We start from the raw sequence: 16568 nt of genomic DNA on the forward strand, positions 1-16568 counted from the left end.
TCGGCTTTAAGACCAGAATGCAACTGTTGCAAGTGCGACTAAAGTACCTATTGTGGCACCTGCCAGAACATCGGAAGGATAGTGTAATCCCAGATAAATTCGAGAGAATCCGACAATAAGGGCCACAGGCAACAATATTAGCAATAAGATCGGATCAGTGGTCATAAAGGGAACCGTGACCGAAAAAATGGCAGTTGTGTGTCCTGAAGGAAACGAGTGATCCGTCAGGGGATTACGGAACGTAATTGTATCCGGCAAGGCCAGATAAGGTCGAATGCGGGGATACAATTTTTTCGCGATGGCTACAGGAATGTGGCTGACCGCAAGAGCGATACAAGCCTGGAGTCCTGTTGTGCTCCATGGAGCTGGAGCAAGCAGCCAGATTAACAGTGATATTGCAATAGAAGAAGTTGCTCCACCCAGATGGGTGAAATAATACAGCCAAAAATTCATAAAACGATTATGAAGCCGGCCGTTGATCCACATAAAAACATTTCGATCATAATCTTGAAACTTTAAGAATAAACGGCTCATATTGGCCTCCTGCCAGTCAGGCCGCCCGTAATGGCGGCATTATTTCCGGTGATTTTCTACATCCGGTTTCGTCCTGATTAGTATATAACCGTTTTTCATGAACTTGAGGTTATTTCAGGTATATGTTTATCATATTTTTAAATGTTGTCCTTTTCAAGAAGAACCCATGTAAAGAACGTAAAATTCATGTTAAAGAGTGGATATATACCCATCTTAACTTTTTGACTTGGGCCAGCCAAAAAAGATACAATGATTCAACATGGCTGAAATGAGGTAAAAAAAATGTGAGTTCTGTTTCAAACTTTTTGAGGTCTGTTTGCGTTATTTGTTATAGAGCCTCTGACGAAGAATAACATGCTGATGAAAAAAGCAGGGACTTTAGAAATAAAAATCAAGTAAACGGCTGAAAATAAGATATAACAGGCATGAATGCGAGGTTGCGGTATCACGAAGTGTCTATTCAGCGTTTAAAGATCACATTTCTGCTTCAGAAAGTGGAATTGGGGTTTTGACAAATGACTGAAAAGGATACAGAATCGATAAAGCAGCCAACTGATAGCAACCAAGCTTTGAAACATTGCCTGATATATTCACGTAGTACACAAAAGAACAGGGTCATATTCTGCAGATCAAAAAAAAATAAATTGCAGAATCAGGAAGAGAAATGCTTGAGTAAACTGGGTTTTGAAAAAAAGGGGGTAACAGAGAACGATGTTGGACGCTATATTCGTCACGATGCAGGTCATTCTGGCACTGCTAGCCGTGTACCAATTCACGTTTTCGCTGTTCGGTCTGATTAAGAAAAAGAAAAAGAAACATTATCCGGCGACAAAATCATTCGCTGTACTCGTCGCAGCACACAATGAGGAACAAGTCATTGGTGCCTTGATGGAGAACTTGAAACAACTTGACTATCCGGAAGATCTGTACGATGTGTTTGTCATCTGTGACAACTGTACGGATGGAACGGCTCAAATTGTCAGAGAGCATGGATTAAACGCATGTGTACGTACCAACGCCGATCTGAGAGGTAAAGGGTATGCCATCGAATGGATGCTTAAGTACCTGTGGAAATTGCCACGTCAGTATGACGCAGTTGTTATGTTTGACGCGGATAACCTGGTTGACCGTAACTTCTTGCTTGAGATGAATGATGACTTGAACAATGGTTCACGTGTTATCCAAGGATACATTGATACAAAAAATCCGGAGGATTCCTGGATTACTGCAGCTTACGGAGTATCTTACTGGTACATCAACCGTCTGTGGCAGTTGTCTCGTCATAACTTGAATATGGCGAATTTCCTCGGAGGAACCGGAATGTGCTTTGAGACCAACCTGTTGAAGGAAATTGGTTGGGGTGCAACAAGTCTGGTTGAGGATCTGGAGTTTACAATGCGCAGTGTGCAACGTAATGTGTATCCTGTTTTCAACTATGACGCCAAAGTATTTGATGAGAAGCCATTAACATTCAAAGCTTCAGCGAGACAACGTCTGCGCTGGATGCAAGGTCACTTTACAGTTGCGCGTAGATACTTCTTCCCGCTGCTCTGGCAATCCATTAAGGAAAGAAGCCTGGTGAAATTTGACCTTGCTATCTATGGAGCCAATGTCTATGTGGTGTTGCTTACGTTCCTGATGACGGCTGTGATGTGGGTAGACATGGCTATATTCAGTGGTCCGCACATTGCTAATATTTATGGGTACTTCCCGTTATGGGTTGGGTTCATGGCTATTGGTTTGAACATTCTGACGTTCCTGTTGTCCATGGCGCTGGAGAAGGTTACCTTTGCCAAAGTTTATCTATATCTGATTTTGTTCCCGATCTACCTGCTGTCTTGGTACCCGATTACGTTCTACGCTTTCTTTACGCAGAACAACAAACAGTGGAGCCACACTCAACATACACGTGTTGTACGGTTGGATGAGGTGCAAAGCAAACAAGGGTAAGGAACTTGCATGCGATACCTTGTTGACATTTGATATCACAAATGTATAATTTGCGAAAAAAAAGTTGTGTAGAATGTTGACAATGTGTTTTGTGGGTGATATAGTATTCAAGTGCCTTAAAACGAATAGAAATGGAATCACAAGCAGAAGTCCGACTTCTCACCTGATCAACAAACATGTTGGCTGGTCAACGATCCCAATAATTTATGAAGTGTATACTCATGAAGAATTGTGTTGATTACAGGGATGTCGGTAGCTTGACCGGCATCCCTTTTATTTTTGTTTAAATGGATATTCAAAATGACCTGGAGGTGGACGATTATTAGTAAAGATCACATGATTAATGATGAGATTCGGGCGAAGGAAGTACGCCTTGTCGGAGCTGAAGGAGAACAAATTGGGATTACGCCCATTCGCGAAGCACTGCAAATGGCGATTGACCTGAATTTGGATCTGGTCAATGTGGCACCACAGGCTAAACCGCCGGTGTGTCGTATTATGGACTATGGCAAATTCCGCTATGAGCAACAAAAGAAAGATAAAGAAGCCCGTAAGAACCAGAAAATTGTTGATATTAAAGAAGTATGGTTCCGTTCCAATATTGAGGAGCACGATTATCAAACGAAGCTTCGTAATGTAGTTAAGTTTTTGAACGAAGGCGACAAAGTGAAATGTTCTGTTCGTTATCGCGGACGTGAAATTGCACATGCCGCGATTGGTCAACGGATTTTGGAGCGCGTTAAGGTAGAAGTTGCAGAACTTTGTACTGTTGAACGTCAACCAAAACTGGAAGGCCGCAGTATGATCATGATTTTGGCTCCTAAAGCCTGATAACATTGGAGGAGGAAACACAAAATGCCTAAAATGAAAACACACAGCAGTTTGAAAGGACGCTTCAAAATTACCGGTTCCGGTAAGGTCCTTCGTTACAAAGCTCACAAAAACCACTTGCTTTCCCACAAATCCAAACGTGCTAAGCGCGTTCTGAACGGTAACCCAGTTATGGCTGCCGGGGATGTTAGACGTTTGAAACAAGGCTTGGCTAACTTGAAAGGCTAATTTTAATTAGTAGATTCCGTATGGGGGATCGGCTACGGCCGTACACATACCACGGATACATTTATATTTATTTGGGAGGTTCTTTAATATGGCAAGAGTAAAAGGCGGTTTTGTAGTACGTCGTCGTCATAAAAAGGTTTTGAAACTGGCAAGAGGTTATTTCGGTTCCAAACACCGTATTTTTAAAACAGCTAACGAGCAAGTAATGAAATCCCTGGTATACGCATACCGTGACCGTCGCAACACGAAACGTAACTTCCGCAGACTGTGGATCGTTCGTATCAATGCTGCAGCACGTATGAATGGTTTGTCTTACAACAAACTGATCCATGGTTTGAAACTTGCTGGAGTAGACATGAACCGCAAAATGTTGGCTGATCTGGCCGTTAACGACATCAATGCGTTCAACTCTTTGGCTACTGTAGCTAAAGGCAAAATCAACGCTTAAATTGTATGATACAAGCCGCCGTACCTATATGGCGGCTTTTTTACGGCTTGGAAGAAATTCGGAGATGAATCTCTGAATGAGTAGAGCGAATAGGCTGTAGTCTGGAAGGGAACAATGAAACCAGATAACTGATGAATAACGGTCCATGAGAATACATAAAATACGAACGGTGAAATAATACAAATAAAAACAGGTAAATCCCACTCATCACTAAAGTTCACGATATGTTTTTGTTATATAACATCACATCGTTGTAACGTTAGTGTGTTAAAACGCTAAATTATTAAGCGTTTTCAATAAAAAAAGAACAAAAATATGTGATATTTGGTGATGAAACATCTGGATTTTAACACTGGTTGATTGTATAATCACCTCTAGTAGGCTAGTCCTAGATTTTTCTCTCCATGTCATAATGTTCGGTTTTTCGACAGATGATAGGATGCTACAAGGGTGAGAATGCGCTTTTAATGTCGAAGAAACCATACATTCTGCATAAAAGTCATTCCTGCTATCTGTTAACCGTTCAAATTGTAGGCTGGATTGGAATGAGGGATATATCATTAAGGGGGAAAAAGAGAAATGAAAAAGATGCTCAGCTTGTCTTTGGTAATGTTGCTGGCGGTATCGGTTATGCTCGCAGGTTGCGGTAGCAAACCGAAAGAAGAAACAAATGCCGGAGGAGATACAGGTGGCACATCCACTGAAGCGAAATCCGACCTCAAAATCGGTATGGTTACTGACGTAGGTGGAGTTAATGACAAATCCTTTAACCAATCCGCTTGGGAAGCTCTGCAAGCGACTGAAACAGAAACAGGTACTGCTGTTAAATATCTGCAAAGTAAATCCGATGAAGAGTACATTCCTAACCTGAACGAATTCGTTAAAGGCGGATATGATCTGACTTGGGGTATCGGTTTCCAATTGGCTGATGCAATCAAAACTGTAGCTGAGCAAAACCCTGATGCTAAACTCGCGATCATCGACAGTGTTGTTGATTCTCCTAACGTTAAATCCGTAACATTTGCTGAAGAAGAAGGATCTTATCTGGTTGGTGTTGTGGCTGGTCTGACAACAAAATCCAACAAAATTGGTTTTGTAGGCGGTATGGAAAGCCCACTGATCAAAAAGTTTGAAGTAGGATTCAGAGAAGGGGTTAAAGCAGTTAACCCTGATGCTCAATTCATTTCTAACTACACAGGTGCATTTGATAAACCTGACTTGGGTAAAGCAGCAGCAGCAACACTTTACAATGAAGGCGTAGATATTATCTTCCACGCTTCTGGCGCAACAGGTAACGGTGTGTTTAACGAAGCAAGTGCTCGTAAGAAACAAGGTCAAGATGTATGGGTTATCGGTGTTGACAAAGACCAATCTCTTGAGTTTGGCGATGAGATCACTTTGACTTCCATGATCAAAAAAGTTGACGAAGCAGTTAAGCGCGTTAACAAAGAAGTAGTTGATGGTACATTCGCTGGTGGTTCCGAGAACCTGACTTTGAAAGAAAACGGCGTAGGTATTGCTGATACCTCTACTGCCAATGTATCTGCTGATACACTTGCAAAAGTGGAAGAGTACAAAGAAAAAATCATCAGCGGCGAAATCAAAGTTCCTACGGAGTAATTTTGATCTTAGTCGCAAATGAATAATCATTGGGGCCGGTCTTGACCGGCCTTATGATTGCAAGAACAGGAACATTTGATCAAGTCATCATAACAATTGTACAAGGTCACTGTGCACCAACGCTCCGGTAGGAGCTTTTCTTAAGATAATGGAATTGATATGTTATTAATCAGCTGAACCATTCGATTATCGCAAGAAAAACTTCAGCTAAGCGCGGTCTGTCTTCTTTGAAAGTACGTCGATAGACGTTTTTTTTACGTTTGCGGAACCACACTATATCAGTTATAAGGGTGATTACATGGGTGCAGCAACCCCCGTCGTTGAGTTAAAACAAATTACGAAGCGTTTCCCAGGCATTGTTGCCAACGACGCCATCAGCCTTCAGCTTCGTAAAGGCGAGATCCATGCGCTACTGGGCGAAAACGGCGCTGGTAAGTCAACGTTGATGAATATTGTATTTGGTCTATATCAGCCAGATGAAGGTTCCATTGAAGTGAATGGCAAGCCTGTCATCATCGACAGCCCTAACCGAGCGATCGATCTTGGCATAGGCATGGTGCATCAGCACTTTAAACTTGTACAGCCGTTCACGGTAACAGAGAACATTATTTTGGGATCTGAACCAACGAAGGGTCTCAATATTAACTATAAAAAAGCAGCGGCTGAAGTTCAGCGTCTTTCCGAACAGTATGGACTTAAGGTGAATCCTCATGCCAAAATTCATGATATTTCTGTCGGAATGCAACAACGTGTAGAGATTGTTAAAACGTTGTATCGCGGTGCAGACATTCTGATTTTTGACGAGCCTACAGCCGTATTGACTCCTCAAGAGATCAAAGAACTGATGATCATCATGAAGAAACTTGTAGCTGAAGGAAAGTCCATTATTTTGATCACGCACAAACTGAAAGAAATCATGGAAATCTCCGATACGGTAACGATTATCCGTCGGGGTAAAGTGATTGATTCGGTCAAAACTTCGGAAACGAATCCAAATGAGCTGGCAGAGAAGATGGTGGGGCGGAATGTCACATTCAAAGTGGACAAAAAACCGGCTACACCTGGAGCCAATGTGCTCGAAGTCAGTAAATTAACGGCCAAGAATAAAGAAGGTATTTCGGTTCTGAACCAACTTAACCTGAACGTACGTGCAGGAGAGATTGTCGGAATCGCAGGCGTGGATGGCAACGGTCAAAGTGAACTGATTGAAGCCCTTACCGGACTTCGTAAAGTAGAGAGCGGTTCGATTCTTTTGGAGGGCAAGGAGCTGTCCAATCATTCTCCACGCCATATCTCGGAGTCGGGTGTAGCCCACATTCCGGAAGATCGCCATAAACACGGACTTGTACTTGATTTTTCAGTGAGTGAAAATATCGTTCTGGAATCGTATTATAAAGCACCATATACCCGTAAAGGGTTCCTTAACTTTGATGCCATCAAACAGCAGGCGAAGCGGCTTGTTGAGGCATTTGACGTGCGTACACCAAGCATCGAGACCAAGGCTCGGTCCTTGTCCGGAGGAAACCAGCAAAAAGCCATTATCGCCCGTGAGGTTGATAAAAACCCTGAACTGCTTATCGCTGCGCAACCAACGCGTGGATTGGATGTAGGGGCTATTGAATTCGTGCAAAAGCAATTGATTGCACAGCGCGATCAAGGGAAGGCTGTTCTGCTGATTTCATTTGAGCTTGATGAGATTATCAATGTATCTGACCGAATTGCTGTTATTTATGAAGGACAGATCGTTGGCGAGGTGCTGCCGGAAGAAACCAATGATAGGGAGCTCGGCTTGATGATGGCGGGCAGCACCCAAAAGAGAGGTACTGCGCATGAATAACGTATTGAAATGGTTTACCCGAGATTCATTTATTTTGCCTGTAGTAGCTATTATTATGGGTCTTATTCTCGGTGGAGTTGTCATGCTGATTGGTGGCTACAATCCAATTGAAGCCTATGGTGCATTGTTCACCAAGGTATTTGGCGACATGTACAACTTTGGTGAAGCAGTACGGGAAATGACACCACTAATTATGACTGGACTTGCATTTGCATTTGCATCACGTGCAGGGTTGTTTAACATCGGGGGAGAAGGTCAATTTCTCGTCGGTATGACCGCTGCAACATTTGTTGGTGTTAAATTTGCAGGTTTGCCGATCTACCTTCATGCGCCACTGGCTTTGATTGCCGGTGCATTGTTTGGTGGTCTGTGGGCCGCTATTGCTGGTTATCTAAAAGCGGCACGTGGGGTCAATGAAGTTATCAGTAGTATCATGTTGAACTGGATTGGTCTGTATCTGGCCAACCTTATCGTTCGCCAATTCTTGCTGTTGAAGGGCGAGAATCGTTCCGTGGATATCAGCGAATCGGCTTCGATTAGTTTGACATGGCTCTCTGAACTGATGGGCAATTCCCGTGTACACATGGGGACGTTGATTGCCCTTGTGATGGCTGTGCTCTTTTATATCTATATGTGGAAAACAAAACAAGGTTATGAAATCCGCGCGGTAGGTTACAACCCTAATGCGGCTGAATATGCAGGTATGCATGTTAACCGGAATATTGTAAAAGCGATGTTTATCAGTGGTATGCTTGCTGGTCTTGGTGGTGCCTTCCAGGTTCTTGGTGTGTTCCATTACCAAACCGTAATGTCGGGTTCACCCGGTACAGGCTTTGACGGAATAGCGGTTGCCCTGATTGGTTTGAATCATCCGTTTGGGGTGTTATTGGGTGCAGTGTTGTTTGGTACCCTCACGTACGGATCTGCAGGTATGAGTTTTGCTGCAGATGTTCCGCCTGAGATTATTCGGATTGTGATCGGTTCGATTATCTTCTTCATTGCGGCACAAGGCATCGTGCGCTGGATACTCAAACCGTTCTATTCGAAGCGTAAGAAAGAGAAGGTGTTGTAGATGGACTTGTTGACAATTGGGCAAATTATCAATACGACGCTTGTCTTTGCTACGGCATTGATTTTTGCATCACTCGGCGGAATTTTTTCGGAAAAATCAGGTGTAACCAACCTTGGACTTGAAGGTTTTATGGTCTTTGGTGCCTTTGCAGCTGGAATCGGGGCGCATTATGCTCAAGAAGCGGGCATGGGTGGAACGACATCGGCCTGGATGGGGGTTTTGCTCGCGATTGTATTGGGCGTACTGGTATCTCTGATTCATGCCGTTGCGTCTATCACATTTAAGGCAGACCAGATTATCAGTGGTATCGTCATTAACTTTTTGGCAGCAGGAAGTACGTTGTACTTGGTTAAACTGTTGTTTGAAGGTTCTGGCGATTCACCGTTGGTTCAAGGATTCAGCAAGTTTGATGTGCCATTCTTGAAAGACATTCCTTTGCTGGGAGAAGCCTTCTTCAAGAACGTATATCCAACGACATATCTGGCCATTCTATTCGTATTCCTGACGTATTACATCATGTTCAAAACGCCATTTGGTCTGCGCCTTCGTTCTGTTGGTGAACATCCAAGTGCGGCGGATACGGTTGGTGTTAAAGTGCTTCGTTATCGCTATATTGGCGTTATGATCAGTGGTGCACTAGCCGCTATTGGTGGAGCTGCGATTACGTTGACGACTACGGGTACATTCTCACACAATACGGTTTCCGGTCAAGGTTATATTGCCATTGCAGCTATGATCTTTGGTAAGTGGAATCCGATTGGTGCCTTTGGTGCGGCTGTCTTCTTTGGATTCTCACAAGCGATCCGAAACTATGTACAATTGTTTGAATGGTCGCAAAGTATTCCCCAGGAAATTATTTTCATGTTGCCTTACCTGCTTACCATCATCGTTCTCGTTGCAGCGGTTGGACGTTCTTCGGCTCCGTCTGCACTCGGTGAAGCTTATGACCCGGGTAAAAGGTAAACTTGCAATATGTCAATTTACTATCCAAAAGCTTGATAAAAGGGTCCGCCTTGTGCGGGCCTTTTTTTGTTTTCTTGATCGTTGCCAAGCCAGTTTTTCATGTTTACATTGGTTCTCGTGCAAGTACCCATATTTTCAGGTAGGGACAAAGAAACAGGCGAATTCAGTGATGGACGAATACACTGTTTTGAACGATCCGAGGAGGAGGGGAAAGTATGAAACAACAAGTTACGCGTGATGAAGCGATGAAATTAATAGGCAAAAATATTGTTGCAATCAAAAAAGACGGCACTCGGGTTACGGGAAAGCTGTTGAAAGTATCGGGCAACAAACTGGTACTCAAGCGTCTGAATGGCAAAAAAGTACGTACAAAAGCGATACTGCCACTGGTATTGTTTGATCTGCTTGCTATTGCCACACTGCCGTATGCTTATGGAGGTGGTCCCGGCTTCGGTCCCGGATATGGACCTGGACCAAAACCAGGCCCTGGATATGGTCCAGGCTACGGACCGGGATATGGACCTGGAGGACCTGGTGGCGGATATGGACCTGGTCCTGGATTCGGCCCTTATGGTCCAGGTCCACGTCCACCAGGATTTTTCTAGGACATTCTATAATGTTTTTTCCAATTCGTAGCAGCGGCTTATCATGATGTATCGAATCGCGCTGTATCCATTTTTTTGATAAAACTGAAGCCCTTTGGTATTGCCTTCATCTACCATAACTTTAGACCTTCGACAACCCCGGGATGCCGCAAAGCTTTCTGCTTTGAGCAACAAAGTTTGCCCATAACGTTTGCGTTGTTCTTTCGGACTAACGGCCATCATATCGACATAGAGCAATTCCCCATGCATGAGAAAATGGATGAATGCCACAGCAGCTTTGTCTGGCTCCGGCGAGACAACAAAGGTCATGCCCCTGTTCATTCGCAGGGGTATTTCTTTGCGGATTTTATTAATTTCCTTTTCGCTCATATGGGATAAAGGAACAAGTTGAGTGTCAATCAGCTTCATGATGGCGCCATCATCCAGCTTGGATGTGCGTTGCCGAATCACCATGCGGAGCCTCCTTTCAGGACCAGTCGTGCTGCTCGTATATCCTATGCCCGAAGCAAGATAAAAGGTGACTGAATGAAGCGCTGGGATTAGGGCAACCTTATAGGCTGAAGAGGGGGGAAGGAAGGTTCTCTGAATTTTTATGCAAAACAGGTATTGACTTATCGGTTGGAGGAATCATATAATGTTCCTAACATTTAACGAGAATATTTCATCGGCTATGAAGAGGACGAAGTTTTAAGGGCTCTTTTGCTCAGAGAGTGGCTGGAATTGCTGAAACCACCACCATTATCCCTTATATACGAGCTCACCTCGGAGCTGTTTTCCTGAAAAGCACTGGATGTCACTCCTTTCGCGTATTAGGGAAAATCGTATGTCTGCGTTACAGACAACAGGTATGGGAAACGACTATGTTCGTTTGAGCTATTCGTTTTGTTGTACCTGGTAAGGTCCGTTATTGCGAAATTTCGGACAAAGTTGGGTGGTACCACGGAAGCGATAACCTTTCGTCCCTCGCAAGCATGAACTTGTTTGCAGGGGATGGAAGGTTTTTTTTGTAACTTTAAATGTCAGAATGGTGTAAATTCCGAGAGGAGGATGACTAATGGGAGCTCAAATTCCAGAAGTACGATCAACAGATGAATTACGTGAAAAATGGATGAAGCCGGAGGTCATTAGCGGTTCCGAGATTCTGCTGAGAAGCTTGTTGCTTGAAGGTGTGGATTGCGTATTTGGTTACCCGGGTGGCGCAGTGTTGTACATTTACGATGCAATGTATGGTTTCGAGGATTTCAAACACGTCTTAACCCGTCACGAACAAGGTGCAATTCATGCAGCTGACGGATATGCACGTGCAAGCGGCAAAGTTGGTGTTTGTATCGCTACCTCCGGGCCGGGAGCAACCAATCTGGTTACTGGAATAGCCACGGCATATATGGATTCTGTGCCGCTGGTTGTCATTACGGGAAATGTTAATTCCAGCCTGATCGGCTCGGATGCTTTCCAGGAAGCGGATATTACCGGGATTACAATGCCGATCACCAAACACAGCTATCTGGTAAAAGATGTTAAGGATTTGTCGAGTGTCATTCATGAGGCATTCCATATTGCCAACACCGGCCGTAAAGGTCCTGTACTGATCGACATTCCAAAAGATGTCTCAGCCAACAAAACCTTATTTGAACCGAGTATTGAACCTGTTACATTAAGAGGGTACAATCCACGGACAGTACCAAACAAACTGCAGGTTGACCGTTTGGCTCAGGCCATTCAGGAAGCAGAACGTCCAATGATTCTGGCCGGTGGCGGTGTGGTATACTCGGGAGGACATGAAGAACTGTTCGAGTTTGTTGAGAAGACAGGCATTCCGATTACGACAACCCTTCTGGGGCTTGGTGCATTCCCAAGTGGGCATGAACTATGGACAGGGATGCCAGGAATGCACGGAACATACACATCCAACCTGGCCATCCAACAGTCGGATCTGCTGATTAATATCGGCGCACGATTCGATGATCGGGTAACAGGTAAGCTGGACGGATTCGCTCCACATGCCAAAATCGTCCATATCGATATTGATCCGGCTGAGATTGGTAAAAACATTGAAACCGATATTCCAATCGTTGGTGATGTGAAGACCGTACTTGAAATAGCCAACAAAGAAGTTGGACGTGCAGAGCGTGCAGATGCATGGAGAGACCAGATCAAACAGTGGAAACAAGAGAAGCCTTACAGCTATACGGATTCAGACGAAGTGCTGAAACCGCAGTGGGTTGTTGAAATGCTGAATGATACAACCAAAGGTGAAGCAATTGTAACTACGGATGTGGGACAACATCAGATGTGGGCAGCACAGTATTACAAGTTTAATCAACCACGTTCATGGGTAACTTCGGGTGGTCTCGGAACGATGGGCTTTGGATTCCCTTCTGCAATTGGTGCTCAGATGGCCAATCCGGACAGACTTGTTATCTCCATTAACGGTGACGGCGGAATGCAGATGTGTTCCCAAGAACTCGCAATCTGTGCCATTAACAATATACCGGTAAAAATTGTGATCATTAACAATCAGGTACTTGGAATGGTTCGCCAATGGCAGGAACTCATCTATGAGAACCGTTACAGCCACATTGATCTGGCAGGAAGTCCGGACTTTGTAAAACTGGCTGAAGCATATGGCGTGAAAGGATTACGTGCAACGAATAAAGAAGAAGCAGCGCGTGCTTGGCAGGAAGCTTTGGATACACCAGGACCAGTCGTTGTAGAATTCGTAGTACGCAAGGATGAAAATGTGTATCCAATGGTTCCGCAGGGAGCAACAATTGATCAAATGCTGATGGGGGATGCTGACGAATGATTAGACATACGATTTCAATATTGGTAAACGATCAGCCAGGCGTCCTTCAGCGGGTATCAGGGTTGTTCGGTCGACGCGGATTTAACATTGAGAGTATTACAGTAGGTCAATCGGAAGAACCTGGACTCTCCCGGATGGTTATTGTTACCATTGGTGACGATAAAACACTAGAGCAGATTGAGAAACAATTGTACAAAATCATCGATGTTATTAAAGTGGTAGATTTCAGCCTGAAACCGATGGTAGCCCGTGAACTCGCCCTGATCAAAGTGAAAGCAGAGCCTTCCGAGCGACCTGAAATTCTGGGTGTGGTAGAAACATTCCGCGCATCCGTTGTAGATGTTGGTCCAGGCAGCCTGATTGTGCAAGTAGTCGGAGATACGGACAAAATTGATGCTATGATTGAATTGCTCAAGCCATATGGCATTCGCGAATTGTCACGTACAGGCATCACTGCATTGGTACGCGGCAACGTATAAAGCTATAATGAATGAAAAGGGACGACGGTTAGCTAACATATACAGTTGATCTTATGTGAGTGTCAGTCCCCTAACAGTTGTAATTTAACATTTTAGTGATGTAACGCTTGAAAATATAGCTACATTCCCGCATTAATGGGCGGGTGTCTGAACGGATCGGATCAGACCAGAGATGCTTTTGACACTCCAAGCGAGGCGGTCCCTTGAGACACCCGCTCATTAATGAAGGGTTCTTTACAATACAAAGGAGGACTTATAAACATGCCAGTAACTACTTATTATGAACAGGATGCAGAGCTTAACGTATTGAAAGGAAAAACGATCGCGGTAATCGGTTATGGTAGCCAGGGCCACGCCCAAGCTCAAAACCTTCGTGATAGTGGATTGAACGTAGTCATCGGACTTCGTGAAGGTAAATCCTTCGACACTGCAAAAAATGACGGATTTGAAGTTCTGTCCCCGGCTGAAGCAACAAGCCGCGCAGATGTAGTTCAAATCTTGCTGCCAGACGAAACTCAAGCTTCTGTATACAAAAACGAAATCGAACCAAACCTGAAAGAAGGCGCTGCATTGCTCTTCTCACACGGTTTCAACGTTCATTTCGGTCAAATCGTTGCTCCAAAAAACAGCGATGTATTGCTGGTAGCTCCTAAGTCCCCTGGTCACATGGTACGTCGTACTTATGTGGAAGGTTTTGGTGTACCAGGCCTGATCGCGATTGAGCAAGATGCAACGGGTAAAGCGAAAGAAATCGGTTTGGCTTATGCTAAAGGTATCGGTTGTACACGCGCAGGGGTTATCGAAACTTCCTTCCGTGAAGAAACAGAAACAGATCTGTTCGGTGAGCAAGCTGTTCTGTGTGGTGGTGTGAGTGCATTGGTAAAAGCTGGATTCGAAACATTGACAGAAGCGGGTTACGCTCCTGAAATGGCATACTTCGAATGTCTGCACGAACTGAAGCTGATCGTTGACATGATGTATGAAGGCGGACTTTCAAGCATGCGTGATTCCATCAGTAACACAGCTGAGTACGGTGACTATGTAACTGGACCTCGCGTTGTAACTGAAGATACGAAGAAAGCAATGAAAGAAGTACTGACGGATATCCAACAAGGTAAATTCGCACGTGACTTCATTCTGGAAAACCAATCCGGACGTGCATTCTTGACAGCAACTCGTCGTAACGAAGCTGAACACCCAATCGAAGTGGTTGGCGGACAATTGCGTGAGATGATGCACTGGATCAAGAAGTAAGCATTAACTTCTAGAACATGCACTTAAAGGTATTCAAGTAAACTTAGAGCTTTAACTGGGAATAGCGGCCGTGCTTATGCGTGAGCCGCTATTGCTGGTTTCAGAGAAACATATAATAACAAGTACAGGAGGTGCGAAGCGTGCGTAAAATCTATGTATTTGACACAACGCTGCGTGATGGAGAGCAATCCCCGGGAGTCAATCTGAACACTCGTGAAAAGGTGGAAATTGCCCATCAGCTCGAGCGGCTTGGCATTGACCGGATGGAAGCGGGTTTCCCCGCGGCATCTCCAGGTGACCTGGCAGCTGTCAATGCAGTAGCAAATGCAGTCAAAAATGTGACTGTAATTGGCTTGTCCCGTTCCAGAGAACAAGACATTGATGCGGTTAAGGAAGCACTTAAAGGTGCACAGGACCCATGCATTCACGTCTTCCTGGCAACTTCACCCATTCACCGCCAGCATAAATTGCGCATGGACAAAGCGCAGGTACTGGATACAGCTCGTTCCGCGATTCGTTATGCCAAGAAAACATTCTCGAAGATTGAATTCTCACTTGAGGATGCAGGTCGTACCGAGTATGATTTCCTCGTGGAAATGGTAAATATGGCTGTTGAAGAAGGTGCAGCCGTTGTGAATATTCCGGATACGGTTGGTTACCTGAGCCCATATGAATACGGCAACATTTTCAAACACCTCAAGGAGAATGTACACGGTATTGAAAAGGTACAGCTGAGTGCCCACTGTCATAATGACTTGGGTATGGCGACGGCGAATACACTTGCAGCCATTCTCAACGGAGCCGATCAGATCGAAGGTACGATCAATGGCATTGGTGAACGTGCCGGGAACACGGCGATCGAGGAAATTGCTATGGCACTGGAGACACGTCAGGAATTTTTCCAGGCGAAAACTTCGCTGCAGTTGTCTGAGATTGCACGGACCAGTCGTTTGGTTAGCCGTTTGACAGGTATGGTTGTACCTGGAAACAAAGCCATTGTTGGGGCAAATGCCTTCGCACATGAATCCGGCATTCACCAGGATGGCATGTTGAAGGAAAAAACAACGTATGAGATTATGACTCCAGAGTCCATCGGTCTGAAGGAAAGCAAACTTGTACTGGGTAAACATTCTGGTCGTCATGCCTTCCGTGAACGGTTGATTGATCTGGGGTATGAGCTGGAAGAAGAAGCATTGAATCGTGCTTTCGCCCAGTTCAAAGATCTGGCTGATAAGAAAAAAGAAGTTACTGACGAAGATCTGCTTGCCGTAATTGAAGAGAAATTGCAGGATGCACCTGAGGTGTATAAACTGGAATCCATCTTCGTAACGTACGGAGATGAATCGATACCAACAGCCAAAGTCCGCATTGCGACGCTTGACGGGGATACAATTGAGAAGCAAGCAGAGGGTAACGGATCGGTAGATGCAATCTACAATGCGATTGACCAAGTGAGTGGGGAAGACGTAACGTTGTCTGACTACTCCATCAAATCGGTAACACATGGTAAGGATGCATTGGGTGAAGTACATGTTGTGCTGACTCAGAATCAGGTTTCGGTACAAGGACGTGGCGTAAGCACAGATATATTGGGTGCAAGTGCACGTGCCTATGTAGACGGCCTGAATCAATTGATTGAGAAGCGCAAGACTTATACGAACCGTGTAAACGTTAACCTGTAGGCTCCGATGCAAGAAGCACGCAGCCTTCTTTGAACTTAACTATAAGCCGAGACACATGTATGCTGCTAGAATGATTAATCTTTAATTTAATTAATTTAGTAGATCGTTCGGCTTACTTTGTTACGTTCAATGAGGTACGTAAAAAGTCTGACTCTCCTGTGGAGGGTCAGACTCTTTTGCTTATATTTATATGATTATGGCAGTAAACACAGAACCTTTTCAACGCTTACCTATTGCATTGGCTTACACTATTAAGCTA

At 44.5% G+C, this 16568-nt stretch carries 15 protein-coding genes; 13 read left to right on the plus strand and 2 right to left on the minus strand.

Features of this window, described 5'->3' with window-relative positions; translation table 11 throughout:
- Window positions 1-6 precede the first annotated feature (6 nt).
- On the minus strand, window positions 7-534 hold the full coding sequence (locus AC4E8D_RS08755) for a phosphatase PAP2 family protein (RefSeq protein ID WP_017689668.1): 528 nt from the start codon (window positions 532-534) through the stop codon (window positions 7-9).
- A gap of 711 nt (window positions 535-1245) precedes the next feature.
- On the opposite strand from AC4E8D_RS08755, the gene AC4E8D_RS08760 reads away from it, so the two are divergent.
- From AC4E8D_RS08760 to AC4E8D_RS08800, 9 genes are all read left to right on the plus strand, one after another.
- The gene (locus AC4E8D_RS08760; RefSeq protein ID WP_339307616.1) at window positions 1246-2484 is read left to right on the plus strand and encodes a glycosyltransferase family 2 protein; all 1239 of its coding nucleotides are present in this window, start codon (window positions 1246-1248) and stop codon (window positions 2482-2484) included.
- Between the two features lie 336 nt (window positions 2485-2820).
- A complete protein-coding gene (infC, locus tag AC4E8D_RS08765) occupies window positions 2821-3315 on the plus strand; it encodes a translation initiation factor IF-3 (RefSeq protein ID WP_017689666.1) in 495 nt (164 codons plus the stop codon).
- A 24-nt stretch (window positions 3316-3339) separates the two neighbouring features.
- Window positions 3340-3543, plus strand: coding sequence for a 50S ribosomal protein L35 (gene rpmI, locus AC4E8D_RS08770; RefSeq protein WP_017689665.1), 204 nt, complete (start codon window positions 3340-3342; stop codon window positions 3541-3543).
- A gap of 88 nt (window positions 3544-3631) precedes the next feature.
- Complete coding sequence (rplT, locus tag AC4E8D_RS08775; RefSeq protein ID WP_017689664.1) at window positions 3632-3991, plus strand: 50S ribosomal protein L20; 360 nt, start codon at window positions 3632-3634, stop codon at window positions 3989-3991.
- Between the two features lie 579 nt (window positions 3992-4570).
- Window positions 4571-5611, plus strand: coding sequence for a BMP family lipoprotein (locus tag AC4E8D_RS08780; protein ID WP_221822889.1), 1041 nt, complete (start codon window positions 4571-4573; stop codon window positions 5609-5611).
- A gap of 298 nt (window positions 5612-5909) precedes the next feature.
- Complete coding sequence (locus AC4E8D_RS08785) at window positions 5910-7448, plus strand: ABC transporter ATP-binding protein (RefSeq protein WP_036610171.1); 1539 nt, start codon at window positions 5910-5912, stop codon at window positions 7446-7448.
- Window positions 7441-8520, plus strand: coding sequence for an ABC transporter permease (locus tag AC4E8D_RS08790; RefSeq protein WP_074094292.1), 1080 nt, complete (start codon window positions 7441-7443; stop codon window positions 8518-8520). Before AC4E8D_RS08785 ends, AC4E8D_RS08790 begins: the two co-directional genes overlap by 8 nt.
- On the plus strand, window positions 8521-9483 hold the full coding sequence (locus AC4E8D_RS08795) for an ABC transporter permease (protein ID WP_062833426.1): 963 nt from the start codon (window positions 8521-8523) through the stop codon (window positions 9481-9483).
- A gap of 215 nt (window positions 9484-9698) precedes the next feature.
- Window positions 9699-10088 (plus strand): hypothetical protein, encoded by a 390-nt coding sequence (locus tag AC4E8D_RS08800; RefSeq protein ID WP_047842246.1) that lies wholly within the window; start codon window positions 9699-9701, stop codon window positions 10086-10088.
- 6 nt (window positions 10089-10094) lie between these two features.
- On the opposite strand, the gene AC4E8D_RS08805 is transcribed toward AC4E8D_RS08800, so the two are convergent.
- On the minus strand, window positions 10095-10538 hold the full coding sequence (locus AC4E8D_RS08805; RefSeq protein ID WP_237176231.1) for a GNAT family N-acetyltransferase: 444 nt from the start codon (window positions 10536-10538) through the stop codon (window positions 10095-10097).
- Between the two features lie 604 nt (window positions 10539-11142).
- On the opposite strand from AC4E8D_RS08805, the gene ilvB reads away from it, so the two are divergent.
- The 4 genes from ilvB to AC4E8D_RS08825 all read left to right on the plus strand — a co-directional run bounded on the left by ilvB (window position 11143) and on the right by AC4E8D_RS08825 (window position 16309).
- Window positions 11143-12894, plus strand: a complete 1752-nt coding sequence (gene ilvB / locus AC4E8D_RS08810; protein WP_490206091.1) for a biosynthetic-type acetolactate synthase large subunit — start codon at window positions 11143-11145, stop codon at window positions 12892-12894.
- Window positions 12891-13373 (plus strand): acetolactate synthase small subunit, encoded by a 483-nt coding sequence (gene ilvN / locus AC4E8D_RS08815; protein ID WP_024628317.1) that lies wholly within the window; start codon window positions 12891-12893, stop codon window positions 13371-13373. Before ilvB ends, ilvN begins: the two co-directional genes overlap by 4 nt.
- 261 nt (window positions 13374-13634) lie before the next feature.
- The gene (gene ilvC / locus AC4E8D_RS08820) at window positions 13635-14627 is read left to right on the plus strand and encodes a ketol-acid reductoisomerase (protein WP_036669754.1); all 993 of its coding nucleotides are present in this window, start codon (window positions 13635-13637) and stop codon (window positions 14625-14627) included.
- A 140-nt stretch (window positions 14628-14767) separates the two neighbouring features.
- A complete protein-coding gene (locus AC4E8D_RS08825; protein ID WP_076209215.1) occupies window positions 14768-16309 on the plus strand; it encodes a 2-isopropylmalate synthase in 1542 nt (513 codons plus the stop codon).
- Window positions 16310-16568: the final 259 nt, after the last annotated feature.

The sequence above is a fragment of the Paenibacillus sp. SRL342 genome (assembly GCF_984798905.1).

Bases quoted from the DNA above. Each gene is read 5' to 3' on its own strand.
- ilvN (WP_024628317.1), top strand. From the start codon at position 12,891: ATGATTAGACATACGATTTCAATATTGGTAAACGATCAGCCAGGCGTC.
- AC4E8D_RS08780 (WP_221822889.1), top strand. From the start codon at position 4,571: ATGAAAAAGATGCTCAGCTTGTCTTTGGTAATGTTGCTGGCGGTATCG.
- rplT (WP_017689664.1), top strand. From the start codon at position 3,632: ATGGCAAGAGTAAAAGGCGGTTTTGTAGTACGTCGTCGTCATAAAAAG.
- AC4E8D_RS08760 (WP_339307616.1), top strand. From the start codon at position 1,246: ATGTTGGACGCTATATTCGTCACGATGCAGGTCATTCTGGCACTGCTA.
- rpmI (WP_017689665.1), top strand. From the start codon at position 3,340: ATGCCTAAAATGAAAACACACAGCAGTTTGAAAGGACGCTTCAAAATT.
- AC4E8D_RS08790 (WP_074094292.1), top strand. From the start codon at position 7,441: ATGAATAACGTATTGAAATGGTTTACCCGAGATTCATTTATTTTGCCT.
- infC (WP_017689666.1), top strand. From the start codon at position 2,821: ATGATTAATGATGAGATTCGGGCGAAGGAAGTACGCCTTGTCGGAGCT.
- AC4E8D_RS08755 (WP_017689668.1), bottom strand. From the start codon at position 534: ATGAGCCGTTTATTCTTAAAGTTTCAAGATTATGATCGAAATGTTTTT.
- AC4E8D_RS08785 (WP_036610171.1), top strand. From the start codon at position 5,910: ATGGGTGCAGCAACCCCCGTCGTTGAGTTAAAACAAATTACGAAGCGT.
- AC4E8D_RS08795 (WP_062833426.1), top strand. From the start codon at position 8,521: ATGGACTTGTTGACAATTGGGCAAATTATCAATACGACGCTTGTCTTT.
- ilvC (WP_036669754.1), top strand. From the start codon at position 13,635: ATGCCAGTAACTACTTATTATGAACAGGATGCAGAGCTTAACGTATTG.
- ilvB (WP_490206091.1), top strand. From the start codon at position 11,143: ATGGGAGCTCAAATTCCAGAAGTACGATCAACAGATGAATTACGTGAA.
- AC4E8D_RS08800 (WP_047842246.1), top strand. From the start codon at position 9,699: ATGAAACAACAAGTTACGCGTGATGAAGCGATGAAATTAATAGGCAAA.